Raw genomic sequence first — 19,482 nt, forward strand, 5'->3', positions numbered from 1 at the left:
GGCGCCGATTGTAGCGGGGCCAGGGTGACCCCGGCCGCAACGCCGGCGTGCCGGTCGCTGGCCGGCAATCCTGCCGCGCAGCCCGGTAGTGGCGGCCGCTGGCCGACCTCCTCGTTGCTGACGTTGCCGGCCAGCGGCCGGCACTACCGGACCGACAGCACCTTCAGCACCGCCGCCTCATCCACGTCCGGCACCACTTCGGCACGGCCCATCCCGCGCCACAACACCAGGCGCAGGCGGCCGGCCACGTTCTTCTTGTCCAGGCGCATGCGGCCGAGCAGGGCCTGCGGCTCCAGCCCGCCCGGGATCGCCACCGGCAGGCCGAGGCGTTCCAGCAGGGCCTGCAGGCGCGCGCGGTCGGCATCGTCGGCCAGGCCCAGGTCGGTGGACAGCTTCGCCGCCAGTACCATGCCCACCGCCACTGCCTCGCCGTGGTTCAGTGCATCGCGGCCCGGGGCCGAATAGCCCTGTTCGGTCTCGATGGCGTGGCCGAAGGTGTGGCCGAGGTTGAGCAGGGCACGCTCGCCCTTTTCGAACGGGTCGCGCTCGACGATGGCGGCCTTGTGCCGGCAGCTGCGCGCGATGGCCTCGGCCAGCACCGCATCCTCGCCGGCCAGCAGCGCATCGGCATGCTGCTGCAGCCACTCGAAGAACACGGCATCACCCAGCGCGCCGTACTTCACCACTTCGGCCAGGCCGGCACGCAGCTCGCGTGGCGGCAGGGTGGCCAGCACGCGGGTATCGGCGATGACCGCACGCGGTGGATGGAAGGCACCGACCAGGTTCTTGCCGGCCGGAATGTCGACTGCGGTCTTGCCGCCCACCGACGAATCGACCATTGCCAGCAGGGTGGTCGGCAGCTGCACGCAGTCCACGCCGCGCATCCAGCAGGCGGCAGCGAAACCGGCGAGATCACCGACCACGCCGCCGCCGAGGGCGAAGACGCAGGCGTCGCGGGTGGCGCCGAGCGCGGCCAGCGCTTCGATCGCGCGGCCGAACTCGGCCAGCGTCTTGGAGGCTTCGCCCGCGGCCAGCACGTGCTCGCCGATGACCAGGTCGGGGCGAGCGGCCAGCAGCGTCTGCTTCACCGGCGCCAGATAGCGCGGGGCGACTTCACTGTCGCTGAGCAGCAGCACATGACGGCCGCGCACGTGCGAGGCCAGCGCGGTGCCATCGGCCTGGGCACCGGCGCCGATGGTGATGGAGTAGGGGCGGTCGCCGCCAACGGCGACCTGCAGCAGGGCGGGGGAGGTCATGCGGTCAGGTCCTGGCGCTGCCATTGCGTGGCCAGCTTGACCACCAGTTGGGCGGTCGCATCGGCAGCGGTATACGGGTCGGTGTCGAGGGTGAGGTCGGCCAGTTCGCGGTACAGCGGGTCGCGGTGTGCGGCCAGATCGTGCAGCACCTGCTCGCGGTCCGGGCGCTGCAGCAGCGGCCGGCCCTTGTCGCGGGCCAGGCGCTCGAGCTGTTCGGCCACGCTGACCCGCAGATAGACCACGAAGCCGCGCCGGGCGATCAGTGCACGATTGTCCGGATCCAGCACGGCGCCGCCACCGGTGGAGACCAGCTGGCCACGGCCTTCCAGTACCCGCGCAAGCGCCTGGCGTTCATGGCTGCGGAAGCCGGCTTCGCCGGAGTGCTCGAAGATGGTCGGAATGCTGGCGCCGGCGGCATCGACGATGGCCTGGTCGACATCGACGAAGTCCAGCGTGAAACGCTCGGCCAGGCGGCGGCCGATGCAGGTTTTGCCGGCGCCCATCGGGCCGATCAGGATCAGGTTCGGAGCAGGATTCATGCCTTCTGATGCTAACACCTCCGTGCCCTGGCCTTTACGTTCTTCACGTCAGGGTGGGCGTTCCTGCGGGGTCTCCCGCGCCAGACGGAGTACAGGCCATGACGGTCGCCAAGGTCATCGAAATCACTGCGTCCTCGCCGAAAAGCGTGGAAGACGCCGTGCGCAGCGGGCTGAAGAAGGTCTCCGAGACGGTCAAGGGCATCCAGGGCGCCTGGGTGAACGAGACCAAGGTGGTCACCAATGGCAGCGGCGAGATCACCGAATGGCGGGTCAACCTGCGGGTGACTTTCCTGGTGGAATAGGCGCGTTCAGCGCACGTCCTGCACCTGTCGCTGGCCGTCCAGCACCACCACGTGGTCGGCCAGGGCGGGCAGGGCGCTCAATGCCTGCCGGCTGACCCGCTCGTAGTACTGCACGAAGCGCTCCAGCTGTGGCCGGCTCATGCCGTGCCGGCCCGGCTGCGCGGCCTGCAGGTTCTGCTCCTGCTGCCAGCGCCAGCGTGGTACCACCGAGAAATCCGGCGGCTGCAGGAACCACAGGCGGTCGCAGCGCTGCCACAACGCCGGGTAGTCACGGGCCAGCGCCTGGTTGCACCAGCGCCGCCAGCGGCCATCGGCGTCGGCTTCGCGTTCCAGTGCGTTCAACGGGCTGTCCAGCGCGTCGTCATCCTGCGCGGGCGTGCCCAGGAACCAGCCTTCGAATACCAGCAGGTCCAGCGGTTGCTGCAGCTGCGGCCAGTGTGCTTCGGGCAGGCGCTCGTCGGCCAGCTTGTCGAAGCGCGGCATTGCGAAGGGCTGGCGTGCGGCCACGGCGTTCAATACCGCATGGGCCAGCGGCAGGTCGTGGGTGCCGGGCGGGCCGCGGGTGATCAGCAGTGGGTGCACCTGGCGGGCCAGCCGTTGGCGCTGTGCGCGGGTCAGGTAGACATCATCGATCGACAGCGTGGCTGCGTTCAGGCCGCGTGCCTGGGCACGGGCCACCACCTGCGCCGCCAGCGTCGATTTGCCGCTCCCCTGCAGGCCGCTGATCGCCAATACTGGAACCGCTGCGCCGCTGCCCAGCGCATCATCCAGCGCCTGTTCGGCCAATGTTTCGGGGAATCCTTTCACCTGGGGCATATACGCAGCAGCGGCCATGCAGCCACAATAGCCCAATCCGTGTGAGAAGAACGCAATCATGAGCGACCTGTACGCCGAAGCCCTGTCCACGTTTGCCGGCCTGTTCGACGAGGCCAAACAGAGCCGCGAGGTCGAGCCGAACGCGATGACCGTGGCCACCGCCGATACGCAGGGTCGCCCCTCGGCGCGCACCGTGCTGCTGAAGGCGTTCGATGAGCGCGGCTTTGTGTTCTACACCCACCTGGACAGCCACAAGGGCCAGGAGCTGCAGGCCAATCCGCAGGCCGCGCTGCTGTTCCTGTGGCGCAGCCTGCGCGAGGCCGGCATCCAGGTGCGCATTGAAGGCCGTGTCGAGCAGGTCGCCGATGCCGAAGCCGACGCCTATTTCGCCAGCCGCCCGCGGATGAGCCAGATCGGCGCGTGGGCCTCGCAGCAGTCGAAGACGCTGGCAACGCGCGAGGAATTCGATGCGCGCGTGGCCGAGGTCGAAGCCCGCTTCGAGGGCAAGGACGTGCCGCGCCCGGAGGGCTGGAGCGGCCTGCGCGTGGTGCCTGACCGCATCGAGTTCTGGTATGGCGCGCAGTTCCGCCTGCACGAGCGCTGGTGCTATGAAGCCGGCGCCGAAGGGCGCTGGAGCAAGCGCCTGCTGTACCCGTAAGGCGGGGTGGTGCCGGGGCTGCTGTAGAGCCGAGCCCATGCTCGGCTGATGTTCTCGCAGGAGCAGCCGAGCATGGGCTCGGCTCTACAGCAACCTGCGTTTGTCGCGAACGGACTGGTCCGCTTCATGCACGAGCAGGTCGGCGACGGGCACACTCGCTGCGATGCCCTCGATCTGCGGAGTTGCCATGCCCTCCTGGCGTTGCCTGTTTGCCGTGCCGCCACCACGCCGCGGCGTGGAAGCGTTGTTGTTGCTGCTCGCCCGCATCGTCGCCGGGGTGATGTTCTGTGTTTCCGGCTGGAACAAGGTGTTCACCGACGCCGGGCGCGAGCGCATGGTGCATACGCTGGTCGACGCCGGTATCCCATTCCCGGTGTTCAGTGCGCCGGTACTCGGTGCGATCGAGTGGATTGCGGGTGGTCTGCTGGTGCTGGGCCTTTTGAGCCGCCCCTCAGCCCTGCTGCTGGCGGCGATCTGCGTAGTGGCTGCGCTGACCGATGGCATCGCGCGCATTCCGGCAGGGCTTGGCGTGCTGGATTGGCTGAGCTGGTTCTTCTACCTGAGCGAAGTGCCGCTGGGCGTACTGCTGCTGTGGATTGCCGCAGTGGGTAGTGGACGGTTCGCCATCGAAGCGCGCTGACGACAGGCACCCTGTAGAGCCGAGCCCATGCTCGGCTGCTTACGCGGGAACATCAGCCGGGCATGGGCTCGGCTTTACAGGTCCTCCGCGCGCAGCCAGCGCCACAGCGTGGTGCGTGACACGCCCAGCGCCTGCGCCATGCCCTCGCGATCATGCCGGTGTTCCCGCAACAGTGCTTCCAGCGTAGCCCGCGGTGGGCGCCTGCCGTTGCTTTCCAGCGGCAACGCCGCGACACCTTCATGCACCAACTCGGGTGCCAGCTGCAGCAGCCGCGCCGTATCGATCAGCCCTTCACCGGGCTGCCAGTGGATGCGCAGGCGATCGACCAGATTGCGCAGCTCGCGCACGTTTCCCGGCCACTCGGCCGCGCACAGCACCGCCAGCGCCGCCTCATCCAATGGCGCGTCGATGCCACGCAGCTGGCGGAAGAAATGCTGCGCCAGCAACGGGATGTCACCGCGTCGGGCGCGCAGCGAGGGCAGGGCAATCCGCAGCGCGGCCAGGCGGTAATACAGGTCGCGGCGGAAGCTGCCGGTCGCCGCGCGCTGCTCCAGCGACTGCAGGGTGGCGGCGACCACGCGCAGGTCCACCGGCGTCGGTTCGGTGGCACCCACGCGCAGCACTTCACGTTCCTCCAGCACCCGCAGCAGGCGGGTCTGCAGCGGCAGCGGCAGTTCGCCGATTTCGTCCAGGAACAGGGTGCCGCCATCTGCAGCTTCCACCAGGCCAACGCGGCCGCCACGACGTGCGCCGGTGAAGGCGCCATCGCTGTAGCCGAACAGCTCCGCTTCCAGCAGCGATTCGCTGATCGCGCCGCAGTTCAGCGCGACGAAGCGTCCGCGACGACCGCTGGCGGCGTGCAGCTGGCGTGCGACCAGCTCCTTGCCGGTGCCGGTTTCGCCGCTGACCAGCACGGTGCTGTCATGTGGGGCATACAGCGCGATCTGCGCGCGCACCTGCGCCATCGCGTCGCTGTCGCCGAGCAGTTCATGCGCATCGGCACGCGCTGCCGGGCGCCGGCGCGGTGCAGCGCGGTTGCTGCCGGAACGTGCCAGGGTCTGGGTCAGTTCCAGCGCATGTTCGAACGCCTGCCGCACCGAGTCGGCCGAATACAGCAGCACCCCGGGCAGGCCGGCCTGTTCGGCGTGGTCGATGGCCATGCCGGTGCCGACGATCACCTCGATGCCGTTGGCGCGCAGGTCGGCGATGCAGTCGCGGGCGTCCTCGCGGGTGACGAAGCGGCGATGCTCGATATCCAGGCCGAAGCTCTGCTGGAAGTTGCTGAACACCGGTACGTCGCTGGCGTGGGTGACCAGGCCGATGCGGCTGGCGATACGCCGTGCCCGGGCCAGCGCTTCCATCAGGTCGAAGCCGTTGGCCTGGATCGGCACCAGCGGCAGTTCCAGCCGGCCGCGCAGCCAGGCCGCGTTGGAGCCGCCAGCGATGACCACGTCGCAGTGCTCGCGGCGCAGGCGTTGGCCGATCACCTCCACCGCTTCCTCGAAGCCGAGGTTGATCTGTTCGATACGCGCGCGGCGGTCGAACTCGGGGATCACGTCGCCGAGCAGGCCGGTCAGCCGCGAGACGCTGACCGTCCAGATCACCGGACGGCCGGGGTCGGCATCGGCATGGCGCAGGGGGGAGCGGGGCAGATACATGGCGGCGGGTTCGGGGAGGATGTTTCATGATACATCCGTTTCAATGTTTCATATGTTCCACTGCTGCATGCCAGTTATTCCCGTGAAATCAACCGCTTGCAGCTTGGCATGGTGCTTGCGCTTCCTTATCCGTACTTCAACCTGGATCGTCGCATGACCGCTTCTGCCCCTTTCTCCGCCGGTGCCCGCTTCCGTGAGGCGCTGGCTGCCGAATCGCCGCTGCAGGTGATCGGTGCGATCAACGCCAACCACGCCCTGCTGGCCAAGCGCGCCGGCTTCCGTGCCATTTACCTGTCCGGTGGCGGCGTTGCCGCAGGCTCGCTGGGCCTGCCGGACCTGGGCATCAACACCCTGGAAGACGTGCTGGTGGACGTGCGCCGCATCACCGATGTCTGCGACCTGCCCTTGATGGTCGACATCGACACCGGCTTCGGCCCGAGCGCGTTCAATATCGCGCGCACCGTGAAGTCGCTGATCAAGGCCGGCGCGGCCGCCTGCCACATCGAGGACCAGGTCGGTGCGAAGCGTTGCGGTCACCGTCCGGGCAAGGAGATCGTCTCGCAGGGTGAAATGGTCGACCGTGTGAAGGCCGCTGCCGATGCCAAGACCGATCCGGACTTCTTCCTGATCGCGCGCACCGACGCCATCCAGGTGGACGGCGTGGACAAGGCGATCGAGCGCGCCATCGCCTGTGTCGAGGCCGGTGCCGACGGCATCTTCGCCGAGGCCGCCTACGATCTGGATACCTACCGCCGCTTCGTCGACGCGGTGAAGGTGCCGGTGCTGGCCAACATCACCGAATTCGGCGCCACCCCGCTGTTCAGCCGCGATGAACTGGCCTCGGCCGGCGTCGCCATCCAGCTGTTCCCGCTGTCGGCGTTCCGTGCCGCCAACAAGGCCGCCGAGAACGTCTACCAGGCGGTGCGCCGCGATGGCCACCAGCGCAACGTGGTGGAAACCATGCAGACCCGCGAGGAACTCTACGACCGCATCGGCTATCACGCCTTCGAGCAGCAGCTCGATGCGCTGTTCGCCGCCAAGAAATAAGCAGTACCCTGCACCATCAAGTTTCGGAGGGAAACATGAACGATACGACCGCAACCCCGACCTTCAAGCCGAAGAAGTCCGTCGCCCTGTCCGGCACCGCGGCCGGCAACACCGCGCTGTGCAGCGTGGGCCGCAGCGGCAACGACCTGCACTACCGCGGCTATGACATCCTGGACCTGGCCAACACCAGCGAGTTCGAGGAAATCGCCTACCTGCTGGTGCACGGCAAGCTGCCGACCCGCGCCGAGCTGGTTTCGTACAAGGCCAAGCTGAAGTCGCTGCGTGGGATCCCCGCCGCGGTGAAGGCCGCGCTCGAAGAGCTGCCGCCGTCGGCGCACCCGATGGACGTGATGCGCACCGGCGTGTCCGTGCTCGGCTGCGTGGCACCGGAGAAGGACGACCACAACCACCCGGGCGCGCGCGACATCGCCGACAAGCTGATGGCCTGCCTCGGTTCGATGCTGCTGTACTGGTACCACTGGAGCCACAACGGCCGCGCCATCGATGTGGAAACCGACGATGATTCGATCGGCGGCCACTTCCTGCACCTGCTGCATGGCGAAAAGCCGCAGGATTCGTGGGTGAAGGCGATGCATACCTCGCTGATCCTGTACGCCGAGCACGAGTTCAACGCCTCGACCTTCACCTGCCGTGTCATCGCCGGTACCGGCAGCGACATGTACAGCGCGATCTGCGGTGGCATCGGTGCGCTGCGTGGCCCGAAGCATGGCGGCGCCAACGAAGTGGCGTTCGAAGTGCAGAAGCGCTACGACAACCCGGATGAGGCCGAGGAGGACATCAAGGCGCGCGTCGAGCGCAAGGAAGTGGTGATCGGTTTCGGCCACCCGGTCTATACCGTCTCCGATCCGCGCAACAAGGTGATCAAGGACGTGGCCCGCGAGCTGTCCGAAGAACAGTCGAGCATGAAGATGTACGACATCGCCGAGCGCCTGGAATCGGTGATGTGGGACATCAAGAAGATGTTCCCGAACCTGGACTGGTTCAGTGCGGTCAGCTACCACATGATGGGCGTGCCGACCGCGATGTTCACCCCGCTGTTCGTGATCGCGCGCACCGCCGGCTGGAGCGCGCACATCATCGAGCAGCGCATCGACGGCAAGATCATCCGCCCGAGCGCCAATTACATCGGTCCGGAAGACCGCGACTTCGTCGCCATCGACAAGCGCGTCTGATCCCCCTGCTGTCCCCATCCGGCCGGCCGCATGCCGGCCGGGTGCTTTCGCCGCCGCACCGCCGGCACCCGGCCCGCCCCAAGCACTCCGCCAGCCCATGAATACCGATTACCGCAAGAACCTCCCCGGCAGCGCGCTGGACTATTTCGACGCGCGCGCCGCCGTCGATGCGATCCAGCCCGGCGCCTATGCCACCCTGCCGTACACCTCGCGCGTGCTGGCCGAGAACCTGGTGCGCCGCTGCGATCCGGCCACGCTCGGCGATTCGCTGAAGCAGCTGATCGAGCGCCGTCGCGACCTCGACTTCCCGTGGTTCCCGGCACGCGTGGTGTGCCACGACATCCTCGGCCAGACCGCGCTGGTGGACCTGGCCGGCCTGCGTGATGCGATCGCCGACAAGGGCGGCGACCCGGCCAAGGTCAATCCGGTGGTGCCGGTGCAGTTGATCGTCGATCACTCGCTGGCGGTGGAATGCGGTGGCTACGATCCGCAGGCGTTCGAGAGGAACCGCGCCATCGAGGATCGCCGCAACGAAGACCGTTTCCACTTCATCGACTGGACCAAGCAGGCGTTCCAGAACGTGGACGTGATTCCGCCGGGCAACGGCATCATGCACCAGATCAACCTGGAGAAGATGTCGCCGGTGATCTACGTGCAGGACGGCGTAGCCTTCCCGGATACCTGCGTGGGCACCGACAGCCACACCCCGCACGTGGACGCGCTGGGCGTGATCGCGATTGGTGTTGGCGGCCTGGAAGCGGAGAACGTGATGCTGGGCCGCGCGTCGTGGATGCGCCTGCCGGATATCATCGGCGTCGAGCTGACCGGCAGGCCGCAGCCGGGCATCACCGCCACCGACGTGGTGCTGGCACTGACCGAGTTCCTGCGCAAGGAACGCGTGGTGGGTGCGTATCTTGAATTCTTCGGCGAGGGGGCGTCGGCACTGACCATCGGTGACCGCGCCACCATCTCCAACATGTGCCCCGAATACGGCGCCACCGCCGCGATGTTCTATATCGACGGGCAGACCATCGATTACCTGCGCCTGACCGGCCGCGAGGAATCGCAGGTGGCGCTGGTGGAGAACTATGCACGCACCACCGGCCTGTGGGCCGATGACCTGGCCACCGCGCAGTACGAGCGCGTGCTGCGCTTCGACTTGTCCAGCGTGGTGCGCAACATGGCTGGCCCGTCCAACCCGCACAAGCGCGTGGCCACTGCCGAGCTGGCCGAGCGCGGCATCGCCGACGAAGCCAAGCTGGCAGCGGGCAGGGCCGAGCAGGCGCAGGGCCTGATGCCCGACGGCGCGGTGATCATCGCCGCCATCACCAGCTGCACCAACACCTCCAACCCGCGCAACGTGATCGCTGCCGCACTGCTGGCGCGCAAGGCCAACGAACGTGGCCTGCTGCGCAAGCCGTGGGTGAAGTCGTCGCTGGCGCCGGGCTCGAAGGCGGTGCAGCTGTACCTGGAAGAATCCGGCCTGCTGCCGGACCTGGAAAAGCTCGGCTTCGGCATCGTCGCCTTCGCCTGCACCACCTGCAACGGCATGAGCGGCGCGCTGGATCCGGCCATCCAGCAGGAGATCATCGATCGCGACCTGTACGCCACGGCCGTGCTGTCGGGCAACCGCAACTTCGATGGCCGCATCCACCCGTATGCGAAGCAGGCCTTCCTGGCGTCGCCGCCGCTGGTGATCGCCTATGCCATCGCCGGCACCGTGCGCTTCGACATCGAGAAGGACGTGCTGGGCGTGGATGCCGATGGCAACGAGGTGCGCCTGAAGGACATCTGGCCGAGCGATGCCGAGATCGACGCGGTGGTGAAGGCCTCGGTGAAGCCCGAGCAGTTCCGCCGCGTCTACAACCCGATGTTCAACGTGCGCGTGGAGCATGGCGCGGCGGTCAGCCCGCTGTACGACTGGCGCCCGCAGAGCACCTACATCCGCCGTCCGCCGTACTGGGAGGGCGCACTGGCCGGTGAGCGCACACTGTCGGGCATGCGTGCGCTGGCGGTGCTGCCGGACAACATCACCACCGACCACCTGTCGCCGTCCAACGCGATCCTGGCGTCCAGTGCCGCCGGCGAATACCTGGCGAAGATGGGCCTGCCGGAAGAGGACTTCAATTCCTACGCCACCCACCGCGGTGACCACCTGACCGCACAGCGCGCCACCTTCGCCAACCCGAAGCTGTTCAATGAAATGGTGCGCAACGACGATGGCAGCGTGAAGCAGGGTTCGCTGGCGCGCGTGGAGCCGGAAGGCAAGGTGATGCGCATGTGGGAAGCGATCGAGACCTACATGGACCGCAAGCAGCCGCTGATCATCATCGCCGGTGCCGACTATGGCCAGGGCAGCTCGCGTGACTGGGCCGCCAAGGGCGTGCGCCTGGCCGGTGTGGAAGCGATCGTGGCCGAAGGCTTCGAACGCATCCACCGCACCAACGTGATCGGCATGGGCGTGCTGCCGCTGGAGTTCAAGCCGGGCACCACCCGCCTGACCCTGGGCATCGACGGTACCGAGACCTTCGACGTGATCGGCGAGCGCACCCCGCGCGCCGACCTGACCCTGGTCATCCACCGCCGCGACGGGCAGGACGTGATCGTGCCAGTGACCTGCCGCCTGGACAGCGACGAGGAAGTGGCGATCTACGAAGCCGGTGGCGTGCTGCAGCGCTTCGCCCAGGACTTCCTGGAAGGTGCCAAGGTGGCGTGATAGCCGGCTGAATGCCCGCCCCCGGAGGCCGGGGGCGGCTTGTCCGACACCCGGGCAGGGCGCACACTGACTTGGCAAAAACTGCCAATGGAGAGTCTCATGGCCACCATGAACATTTCGCTGACCGACCCGCTCAAGCAGTTCGTGGACGAGGAAGTGCGTGAAGGCGGCTACTCCAGTACGTCGGACTACGTGCGTGACCTGATCCGCCAGCGCCAGCGCAGCAAGGCCGAAGAGCTGCTCAAGCAGTTGATAGCCGAGGGGCTGGCTTCTGGTCCAGGCGTTGCGGTGACGGCCGACACATTCGAGCGCATGCGTCGCGAACTAACCGAAAGGATGGAGCGTGAAGGCGATTGAATGGCGGCCAAGGGCCGAAGCCGACGCAGCCGATGCCGCGCTGTGGTCTGCACGGCAAGGTGGGCTGGTACTGGGTCGCCGCTTTCTCGCCGAGTTGGAGGCCACGCTTCAACGCATCGCGGTGTTTCCAGGCTCGGCTTCCACCCGGCACGCCGACCTCGCAGCACAGCTGCCGGTGCCGTTGCGGTTCATGCTGGTTCCGGGCTTCGAACGCTACCTCGTCTATTACCTCGATCTACCGGACCGCGTGGACATCATGCGTGTGGTGCGTTGATCGTGGTCTTGACGCACTGATGCAAGACATTTCCTGAAATTCAAACGCGTGGATTCGACGATGACCTTCCTCCCGCAACTCCGTATTCCCGCCACCTACATGCGCGGCGGCACCAGCAAGGGCGTGTTCTTCCGCCTGCAGGACCTGCCCGAAGCCGCTCAGGTGCCGGGCGCCGCGCGCGATGCGCTGCTGATGCGCGTGATCGGCTCGCCCGATCCGTATGGCAAGCAGACCGACGGCATGGGCGGTGCCACCTCCAGCACCAGCAAGTGCGTGATCATCTCCACCGCCTCGGTGCCGGACCACGATGTGGACTACCTGTACGGCCAGGTCTCGATCGACACCGCCTTCGTCGATTGGAGCGGCAACTGCGGCAACCTCAGTACGGCAGTGGGTCCGTTCGCGATCACCAATGGGCTGATCGATCCGGCCCGGGTGCCGCGCGATGGCCTGTGCACCGTGCGCATCTGGCAGGCCAACATCGGCAAGACCATCATCGCCCACGTGCCGATGCGCGATGGCGAAGTGCAGGAGATCGGCGATTTCGAGCTGGATGGCGTGACCTTCCCGGCCGCCGAGATCCAGCTGGAGTTCATCGATCCGTCCGATGACGGCGATGCGGGCGCGATGTTCCCGACCGGCAACCTGGTCGACACCTTGGACGTGCCGGGCGTCGGCAGTTTTGAGGTGACCATGATCACCGCCGGCATTCCGACCATCTTCCTCAATGCGGCCGACCTGGGCTACACCGGCACCGAACTGCAGCCTGCGATCAACGAGGACAAGGGGGCGCTGGAGCGCTTCGAGAAGATCCGCGCCTACGGCGCCTTGCGCATGGGTCTGATCAGGAACCTGGAAGATGCGGCCACCCGCCAGCACACGCCGAAGGTGGCCTTCGTGGCGCCGGCACAGGACTACGTGTCCTCCAGCGGCAAGGCCATTCCGGCCTCGGCCATCGACCTGCACGCGCGGGCGTTGTCGATGGGCAAGCTGCACCACGCGATGATGGGCACCGCCGCCGTGGCGATCGGCACGGCGGCGGCGATTCCGGGCACGCTGGTCAATCGCGCGGCCGGTGGTGGTGAACGCGAAGCGGTGACCTTCGGCCACCCTTCCGGCACGCTGCGCGTGGGTGCGCAGGCCGGCCTTGTTGACGGCCAGTGGACAGTGACCAAGGCCATCATGAGCCGCAGCGCCCGCGTATTGATGGAAGGCAAGGTGCGGGTGCCGGCCGAATAACCAGCCGGTCGGCGCTGGCATCACATGCTTCGGTAGATGCCAACCTTGGTTGGCATGGCATTGGCACCGCCCGGGCAACGTCCAGCGCCAACCAAGGTTGGCGACTACCGGGAGGCGCGGCCTGAGCTCTGAAGAGGAGATCGACGATGTCTGACAGCCACACCCCATCCAACGAGCGTGCAGCGTGGGATGCGCTGCTGGTGGACATCGTCGATTACGTACGCGACGCGCGCATCGACTCCCCCCTGGCCTTCCAGACCGCGCACTACTGCCTGCTCGACACGCTGGGCTGCGGGTTGGAAGCGCTGTCCTTCCCGGCCTGCAGCAAGCTGCTCGGTCCGCTGGTGCCGGGTATCAGCGTGGTCAACGGGGCGCGCGTGCCGGGTACGCACTACGTGCTGGACCCGGTGCAGGCCGCCTTCAACCTGGGCGCGATGGTGCGCTGGCTGGATTTCAACGACACCTGGCTGGCCGCCGAATGGGGCCACCCGTCGGACAATCTGGGCGGCATCCTGTCTGTCTGCGATTGGCTGGGGCGCAACGCGCAGGCCCTGCATCGCCCAGCGCCGACCCTGCATGACGTGCTGCTGGCGATGATCAAGGCACACGAGATCCAGGGCGTGCTGGCCCTGCAGAATTCCTTCAACCGGGTCGGGCTGGACCACGTGGTGCTGGTCAAGGTGGCCACCACCGCCGTGGTTGCGCAGCTGCTCGGCCTGGATCGCGAACGCATGCTCAATGCACTGTCGCTGGCCTGGGTCGATGGCCAGGCGCTGCGCACCTACCGGCACGCGCCCAACACCGGCTCGCGCAAGAGCTGGGCGGCCGGCGATGCGACCAGCCGTGGCGTGCGCCTGGCGCTGATGGCGGCCAGTGGCGAGATGGGCTATCCCAGTGTGTTGAGCGCGCCGACCTGGGGTTTTGAAGCGGTATCGATGCAGGGCAAGGCGCTGACGCTGGAGCGACCGCTGGGCAGCTACGTGATGGAAAACGTGCTGTTCAAGATCAGCTACCCGGCCGAGTTCCATGGCCAGACCGCGGTGGAGGCGGCGATCACGCTGCATCAGCAGCTGCGCGCGATGGGGCGTCGGGTCGAGGACATCGCGCACATCGCCATCCGCACCCAGGAAGCCTGCATCCGCATCATCGACAAGCAGGGGCCGCTGCACAACCCGGCCGACCGCGACCACTGCGTGCAGTACATGGTCGCCATCGCGCTGCTGCATGGGCGGCTGGTGGCCCAGGACTACGAGGACGACGTTGCCGCCGACCCGCGCATCGACGCACTGCGCGCGAAGATGGCCTGTCACGAGGATCCGCAGCTCAGCGCCGACTACCTGGACCCGGACAAGCGCAGCATCGCCAACGGCCTGAGCGTGCGCTTCAGCGACGGCACTGAGCTGCCCGAGGTACTGGTGGAATACCCGCTGGGCCACGCGCGCCGACGCGAGGAGGGCATCCCGTTGCTGATGGACAAGTTCCGCCGGCACCTGGCCCATCGCTTCCCGACCACCCAGCAGCAGCGCATCCTGGCCGCATCGCTGGATCCGGTGGCGCTGGCGGCGATGCCGGTGACCGACTATGTGGACCTGTACCTGCCGGGGTAGGGGACGCTTCACCGGATCTGACACCAAGCCTGCTTGCCGGGCACGTGGCTCGATCCGCTTGGGTAGGTGCCAACCTTGGTTGGCATGGGCCCAATCCCAACCAAGGTCGGCGGCTACCGAGACTGCCGGCCAGCGGCCGGCACTACCCGCACCGCGGCAATTGCCGGATTTGCGTCAACACCTTGACGTGGCCTGCCTATAATGGCCGCCTCGATCAAGGAGTGACGACATGAGCGGTCCGGCACGGCGGAAGCGGTGGGGATGGGCGGCGGCCGTACTGGCAGGAGGCCTGTTGCTGGGGCTGGCCGGCTGCCGCAATGACAGCGGGCAGCTGCCCAAGGCCAGTGGTGAAGCCATCACCACCAAGGCCGAGCAGGTGAAGGAATTCACCCTGCTGCGTGCCTACCCGGACCAGAAGAATGACGGCCTGTCGCTGGCGCTGGAGTTCTCGCGCCCGCTGGTCGGCACCCAGGATTTCGACAAACTCGTTCGCTTCGAAGAGAAGGTCGGCACCGAGGACAGCAGCTGGACCCTGTCCGATGACGGCCTGACCCTGCGTTACCCGTTCGTCGAGGCCGGCAAGGAGTTCAGCCTGGTGGTCTCGCCGGACCTGCTGGCCGCCGACGGCAGCCGGCTGGGCAAGGAACTGAAGCAGAAGGTGTTCAGCGGCGAGCTGAAGCCGGTGGTCGGTTTCGCCTCGCAGGGCAGCGTGCTGCCGGCCAAGGACAGCCGCGGCCTGCCGGTGGTCTCGGTGAACGTGCCGGAGGTCGACGTCGAGTTCCTGCGCGTGCGCGAGAAGGACCTGCCGACCTTCTTCAGCCAGTACCAGCGCGGCGGCCGCCGTGGCAGCTGGGAGCTCAGCAGCGACTACGAGCGCAGCCCGATCAACAAGCTGGCCGAGCCGGTCTACGTCAACCGCTTCATCCTGGGTGGCAAACAGAACGAGCGGGTGCTGACCTACCTGCCGACCCAGGACATCAAGGAACTGCAGGAGCCGGGCCTGTACTTCGCCCTGCTCAAGCGCACCGGTGACTACGAGGGCGAGTTCGATACCGCGTTCTTCTCGGTCAGCGACATCGGCCTGCATACCCGCGCCTACAAGGACAAGCTGTTCGTGCACACCGCCGGCCTCAAGGACGGTGCGCCGCTGAAGGGCATCGACCTGCGCGTGCTCGACGGCAAGGGTGAGGTGGTGCTGAAGGGCAGCACCGACGGCAACGGCAATGCGCTGCTGAACTACACCCTGGATGCCACCCACGTGCTGGTCGCCAGCAGTGGCAAGGACACCAGCTTCCTGCCGTTCAACCAGCCGGCGCTGGACCTGAGTGAGTTCGCCGTGGCCGGTCGTGACAACGCCTGGTTCGACGTCTACGCCTGGTCCGGCCGCGACCTGTACCGCCCGGGCGAGACCGTGCGCCTGTCCGCGCTGCTGCGCGACAACGACGGCAAGCCGGTCAAGGCACAACCGGTGTTCCTGCGCCTGAAGCAGCCCGACGGCAAGACCTTCCGCGAGACCCGCCTGCAGCCGGGCGACCAGGGCTACATCAACTTCGAGCAGGTGATCCCCGCCGAGGCGCCGACCGGGCGCTGGCAGGTCGAGTTCCGCACCGACCCGGCCAGCAAGGAAGCGATCCAGGGCATGACCCTGCGCATCGAGGAGTTCCTGCCCGAGCGCATGAAGCTGGACCTGGACAGCGCGCAGAAGACGCTGAAGCCGGGCGAGGGCCTGCGCCTGCAGGCCAACGGCGCCTATCTGTACGGCGCGCCGGCCGATGGCAACCGCTTCACTGCGCGCATGGCGGTGGCTGCCGAGCAGAAGCCGGTGGAGGGCCTGCCGGGCTATTTCTTCGGTGACCCGACCCTGCAGCTGCCGCGCGAGGCCAAGGACGTGATCGATACCACGCTGCCGGCCAATGGCCAGCTGCGTGAGGATGTGGCGTTGCCGGAAGAGGCGGCCAAGGCCAAGGCACCGATCGCCGTGGTGTTGTCCGGCAGCCTGTATGAAACCGGTGGCCGCACGGTCACCCGTACCCTGAAGCGGGTGATGTGGCCGGCCAACGCGCTGGTCGGCGTGCGGCCGCTGTTCAACCCCGACGATGGTGCTGATTCCAACGGCAACGCACGCTTCGAACTGATGCGCGTGGATGCCGCCGGCACACCGCAGCCAGCCAAGGGCCTGAAGATCACCCTGGTGCGGGAACTGCGCGACTACCACTGGACCTTCAACGACAACCGCTGGGATTACGATTTCACCCGCCGTTTCGAGAACAAGGAAACCCGCACCGTCGATGCTGGAAGCAGTGCGGTCGCCTTCGATTTCCCGGTGGAGTGGGGCGAGTACCGGGTGGACGTGTTCGATCCGTCCACCGGACTGACCAGCCGCTACCCGTTCCGTGCGGGCTGGAGCTGGGGCGATGACAACCGTGGCCTGGATGCACGCCCGGACAAGGTCAAGCTGGGCCTGGACAAGACCGGCTACAAGGCCGGTGACACCCTGGAAGTGACGGTGACCCCGCCGCACGCCGGCAAGGGCATCCTGATGGTCGAGACCGACCGCATGCTGTATGTGCAGGACATCGAGGCCAAGCCGGGCTCGACCTTCAAGATCCCGGTCACCGCCGACTGGGAACGCCACGACGTCTACATCACCGCGCTGGTGTTCCGCGGCGGCAGCGCGCCGAGCAAGATCACCCCGGCCCGTGCCGTGGGCGTGGTGCATGTGCCGATGGACCGCAAGGGCCGAACCGTGGCCGTCGGCCTGGTCGCGCCCAAGCAGATGCGGCCGGAACAGGACCTGCCGGTAACGGTCAGCGCACCGCAGCTGGCCGGCAGGGCCGCGCACGTGACCGTCTCGGCGGTGGACGTGGGCATCCTCAACATCACCCGTTTCCCGGTGCCCGACGCCGGCGCGCACTTCTTCGCCCAGCGTCGCCTCGGTATCGATGCCTATGACATCTACAGCCGGGTGATCGAGAGCTTCGATGGTGGCAGCGGCAAGCTGAAGTTCGGCGGCGACATGGCGCTGCAGGCGTTGCCGCAGGCCAAGCGCCCGACCGCGCGCGTGCAGACCGTGGACCTGTTCTCCGGCCCGGTGCAGCTCGATGCCAAGGGCAATGCCCGCATCCGCCTGAAGGTGCCGGACTTCAACGGCACCCTGCGCGTGTCGGCGCTGGTCTACAGCGATGACCAGTACGGCAAGCGTGACGTGGAAACCATCGTGCGCGCCCCGATCCTGGCCGAAGCCAGCATGCCGCGCGTGCTGGCCCCGGGCGACCGCAGCACCGTGACCCTGGACGTGCAGAACTTCACCGGCAAGCCGGGGCAGTTCAACGTCAAGGTGGAAAGCGAGGGCCCGCTGAACCTGGGTGAGGGCAGCCGCAGCGTGCAGTTGAATGCCGATGCCAAGACCACGCTGAGCTTCCCGTTGTCGGCTCGCGAGGGCCACAGCGTGGCCAAGGTGCGGGTGCGGGTGGACGGCAACGGCTTCAAGGCTGATCGCCGCTACGACCTGCCGGTGCGTGCGGCGTGGCCGCAGGTGCTGCGTTCGCAGGTGCGCACACTCGATCCGCTGGCCGCGGTCAGCCTCGACAACAGCCTGACCGATGGCCTGATGGCAGAGTCGGTGAATGCCCGCCTGCTGGTCAGCCCGCTGCCGCCGATCCCGTTCGCCAGTGCACTGCAGGGCGCGCTGAACTACCCGTATGGCTGTGCCGAGCAGACCACCAGCAAGGGTTACGCCGCGCTGATCCTGGACCAGGCGACGTCGTCGATGCTCGGTGCCGACGGCCTGGATGCCAAGACCCGTAGAGAGCGCATGGAAGGTGCGTTTGGTCGCCTGGCGTCGATGCAGGTGGCCAATGGCAACTTCTCGATGTGGGGTGACGACGGCTACGTGAACCCGTGGCTGACCCCGTACATCACCGAGTTCCTGCTTGATGCCAAGGACGCCGGCTTCGCCGTGCCCGACAACGTGCTGCAGAAGGCGCTCAACCGGCTCAGCGAGGATCTGCTGTCCGGCGGCAATCAGTTCTATGGCCAGGAGGATCGCGAGAAGCTGAAGTTCGCCAACCAGGCGTATTCGGGTTACGTGCTGGCCCGGGTCAACCGTGCGCCGCTGGGTACCCTGCGCACGCTGTACGACAACGAGCGCAGCAAGGCGGTCGGTGGCCTGTCGCTGGTCCACCTGGGCGTGGCGCTGTCGCTGCAGGGTGATGCCAAGCGTGGCCAGGCCGCGCTGGCGGCGGCCTTCGCCAAGTCCAGCAGTGAACGTCCGTCGTACTTCGGCGACTACGGCAGTGCGATCCGTGATGACGCGCTGATGATCGCGCTGACCCATGAAAACAAGCTGGCCAAGCCGGCCTGGGATGCGCGTGCGGTCGATCTCGGCCGTGGCCTGGATGCGCGCCGCAACGCCGGCTGGATGTGGCTGAGCACGCAGGAACAGGTGGCGATTGCCCGCCTCGGCAAGGCGCTGGCCGCCAACCAGAAGGCGCTGGTGGCCGGTGAGCTGGTGATCGGTGGCAACACCGAAGCCATCGGCGAGCGCAAGCTGTTCGGCCGCAACTTCAGCGCCAGTGAGCTGGCCAGCGGCGTGCGCTTCACCCCGCAGGGGCAGCCGCCGATGTTCGCCAGCATTGATGTGGCCGGCATCCCGCGCAGCGCACCGGCACCGGACAACAGTGTGCTGGGCGTCGAGCGCAGTTACTACGGCACCGATGGCAAGCCGTGGTCGCCGCGCCCGCTGAAGGAAGGCGAAGCGCTGATCGTGCGCGTCACGGTGACTGCCGACACCACGATGCCCGATGCGCTGCTGACCGACCTGCTGCCGGCGGGCCTGGAAATCGAGAACTTCAACCTGGGCGACGCCAAGCAGTGGGCCGACGTGGTGGTCGATGGCATAACCATCAGCGACCGTGGTGAGGCCGCCGACACCAAGCACGAGGAGTTCCGCGATGACCGCTATGTGGCCGCGCTGAAGCTCTCGCGTGGCAGCAAGGCCAACGTGTTCTACCTGGTACGCGCGGTGACGCCGGGAACCTACTCGGTGCCGCCGCCGCTGGTGGAGGACATGTACCGGCCGCAGCTGCGCGGCGTCGGCCGCAGCAACCCGACCACGATTACGGTGGTACAGCCGTGACCGCGCGGACGGGCCGCGACGGCGCGGCCCGTCCTGCCGGCAA

15 protein-coding genes are annotated in these 19,482 nt (G+C 67.4%); 11 read left to right on the forward strand and 4 right to left on the reverse strand.

The genetic code is table 11. The features are described 5' to 3' along the window. Window positions 1–143: 143 nt before the first annotated feature. Together aroB and VG556_RS18300 are read right to left on the reverse strand one after the other, a co-directional pair. A complete protein-coding gene (aroB, locus tag VG556_RS18295; RefSeq protein WP_053495220.1) occupies window positions 144–1,256 on the reverse strand; it encodes a 3-dehydroquinate synthase in 1,113 nt (370 codons plus the stop codon). Then, a complete protein-coding gene (locus VG556_RS18300; protein ID WP_014648049.1) occupies window positions 1,253–1,795 on the reverse strand; it encodes a shikimate kinase in 543 nt (180 codons plus the stop codon). Before VG556_RS18300 ends, aroB begins: the two co-directional genes overlap by 4 nt. Before the next feature lie 98 nt (window positions 1,796–1,893). Here VG556_RS18300 and VG556_RS18305 point away from each other — a divergent pair, with 98 nt between their 5' ends. Further along, window positions 1,894–2,097, forward strand: a complete 204-nt coding sequence (locus VG556_RS18305; protein WP_005410663.1) for a dodecin family protein — start codon at window positions 1,894–1,896, stop codon at window positions 2,095–2,097. Between the two features lie 6 nt (window positions 2,098–2,103). Here VG556_RS18305 and VG556_RS18310 read toward each other — a convergent pair whose 3' ends face one another. Beyond that, a complete protein-coding gene (locus VG556_RS18310) occupies window positions 2,104–2,931 on the reverse strand; it encodes a kinase (protein WP_046432003.1) in 828 nt (275 codons plus the stop codon). 40 nt (window positions 2,932–2,971) lie between these two features. Here VG556_RS18310 and pdxH point away from each other — a divergent pair, with 40 nt between their 5' ends. Together pdxH and VG556_RS18320 are read left to right on the forward strand one after the other, a co-directional pair. Further along, the gene (pdxH, locus tag VG556_RS18315) at window positions 2,972–3,571 is read left to right on the forward strand and encodes a pyridoxamine 5'-phosphate oxidase (protein ID WP_049401396.1); all 600 of its coding nucleotides are present in this window, start codon (window positions 2,972–2,974) and stop codon (window positions 3,569–3,571) included. Between the two features lie 187 nt (window positions 3,572–3,758). Beyond that, complete coding sequence (locus VG556_RS18320) at window positions 3,759–4,211, forward strand: DoxX family protein (RefSeq protein ID WP_032957082.1); 453 nt, start codon at window positions 3,759–3,761, stop codon at window positions 4,209–4,211. Window positions 4,212–4,285: 74 nt separating this feature from the next. Here the strand turns inward: VG556_RS18320 and prpR are convergent, their stop codons facing one another. Continuing rightward, window positions 4,286–5,869 carry a propionate catabolism operon regulatory protein PrpR gene (gene prpR, locus VG556_RS18325; protein WP_100450468.1) on the reverse strand — a complete coding sequence of 528 codons (1,584 nt, stop codon included), beginning with the start codon at window positions 5,867–5,869 and terminating at the stop codon, window positions 4,286–4,288. 153 nt (window positions 5,870–6,022) lie between these two features. Here prpR and prpB point away from each other — a divergent pair, with 153 nt between their 5' ends. From prpB to VG556_RS18365, 8 genes are all read left to right on the forward strand, one after another. Next, the gene (prpB, locus tag VG556_RS18330) at window positions 6,023–6,916 is read left to right on the forward strand and encodes a methylisocitrate lyase (RefSeq protein WP_005418360.1); all 894 of its coding nucleotides are present in this window, start codon (window positions 6,023–6,025) and stop codon (window positions 6,914–6,916) included. Between the two features lie 35 nt (window positions 6,917–6,951). Further along, on the forward strand, window positions 6,952–8,109 hold the full coding sequence (gene prpC, locus VG556_RS18335) for a bifunctional 2-methylcitrate synthase/citrate synthase (RefSeq protein WP_005418357.1): 1,158 nt from the start codon (window positions 6,952–6,954) through the stop codon (window positions 8,107–8,109). A 97-nt stretch (window positions 8,110–8,206) separates the two neighbouring features. Next, a complete protein-coding gene (gene acnD / locus VG556_RS18340) occupies window positions 8,207–10,825 on the forward strand; it encodes a Fe/S-dependent 2-methylisocitrate dehydratase AcnD (RefSeq protein ID WP_100450467.1) in 2,619 nt (872 codons plus the stop codon). A gap of 99 nt (window positions 10,826–10,924) precedes the next feature. Further along, window positions 10,925–11,182: a type II toxin-antitoxin system ParD family antitoxin gene (locus tag VG556_RS18345; RefSeq protein WP_032957090.1), complete on the forward strand. Its 258-nt coding sequence runs from the start codon at window positions 10,925–10,927 to the stop codon at window positions 11,180–11,182. Continuing rightward, window positions 11,169–11,456: a type II toxin-antitoxin system RelE/ParE family toxin gene (locus VG556_RS18350; RefSeq protein ID WP_238381476.1), complete on the forward strand. Its 288-nt coding sequence runs from the start codon at window positions 11,169–11,171 to the stop codon at window positions 11,454–11,456. Before VG556_RS18345 ends, VG556_RS18350 begins: the two co-directional genes overlap by 14 nt. A gap of 60 nt (window positions 11,457–11,516) precedes the next feature. Then, window positions 11,517–12,695 (forward strand): 2-methylaconitate cis-trans isomerase PrpF, encoded by a 1,179-nt coding sequence (prpF, locus tag VG556_RS18355; RefSeq protein WP_100450466.1) that lies wholly within the window; start codon window positions 11,517–11,519, stop codon window positions 12,693–12,695. 146 nt (window positions 12,696–12,841) lie between these two features. Beyond that, window positions 12,842–14,302, forward strand: coding sequence for a bifunctional 2-methylcitrate dehydratase/aconitate hydratase (locus VG556_RS18360; protein ID WP_014648039.1), 1,461 nt, complete (start codon window positions 12,842–12,844; stop codon window positions 14,300–14,302). A 229-nt stretch (window positions 14,303–14,531) separates the two neighbouring features. Further along, complete coding sequence (locus VG556_RS18365; protein WP_423180036.1) at window positions 14,532–19,439, forward strand: alpha-2-macroglobulin family protein; 4,908 nt, start codon at window positions 14,532–14,534, stop codon at window positions 19,437–19,439. The last annotated feature ends 43 nt before the right edge of the window (window positions 19,440–19,482 follow it).

Source organism: Stenotrophomonas sp. CASM106 (genome assembly GCF_049384825.1).
Lineage (GTDB): Bacteria > Pseudomonadota > Gammaproteobacteria > Xanthomonadales > Xanthomonadaceae > Stenotrophomonas > Stenotrophomonas muris.

Coding starts and splice junctions, on each gene's coding strand:
- aroB (WP_053495220.1), bottom strand. CDS start 1,256: ATGACCTCCCCCGCCCTGCTGCAGGTCGCCGTTGGCGGCGACCGCCCC.
- VG556_RS18300 (WP_014648049.1), bottom strand. CDS start 1,795: ATGAATCCTGCTCCGAACCTGATCCTGATCGGCCCGATGGGCGCCGGC.
- VG556_RS18305 (WP_005410663.1), top strand. CDS start 1,894: ATGACGGTCGCCAAGGTCATCGAAATCACTGCGTCCTCGCCGAAAAGC.
- VG556_RS18310 (WP_046432003.1), bottom strand. CDS start 2,931: ATGGCCGCTGCTGCGTATATGCCCCAGGTGAAAGGATTCCCCGAAACA.
- pdxH (WP_049401396.1), top strand. CDS start 2,972: ATGAGCGACCTGTACGCCGAAGCCCTGTCCACGTTTGCCGGCCTGTTC.
- VG556_RS18320 (WP_032957082.1), top strand. CDS start 3,759: ATGCCCTCCTGGCGTTGCCTGTTTGCCGTGCCGCCACCACGCCGCGGC.
- prpR (WP_100450468.1), bottom strand. CDS start 5,869: ATGTATCTGCCCCGCTCCCCCCTGCGCCATGCCGATGCCGACCCCGGC.
- prpB (WP_005418360.1), top strand. CDS start 6,023: ATGACCGCTTCTGCCCCTTTCTCCGCCGGTGCCCGCTTCCGTGAGGCG.
- prpC (WP_005418357.1), top strand. CDS start 6,952: ATGAACGATACGACCGCAACCCCGACCTTCAAGCCGAAGAAGTCCGTC.
- acnD (WP_100450467.1), top strand. CDS start 8,207: ATGAATACCGATTACCGCAAGAACCTCCCCGGCAGCGCGCTGGACTAT.
- VG556_RS18345 (WP_032957090.1), top strand. CDS start 10,925: ATGGCCACCATGAACATTTCGCTGACCGACCCGCTCAAGCAGTTCGTG.
- prpF (WP_100450466.1), top strand. CDS start 11,517: ATGACCTTCCTCCCGCAACTCCGTATTCCCGCCACCTACATGCGCGGC.
- VG556_RS18360 (WP_014648039.1), top strand. CDS start 12,842: ATGTCTGACAGCCACACCCCATCCAACGAGCGTGCAGCGTGGGATGCG.
- VG556_RS18365 (WP_423180036.1), top strand. CDS start 14,532: ATGAGCGGTCCGGCACGGCGGAAGCGGTGGGGATGGGCGGCGGCCGTA.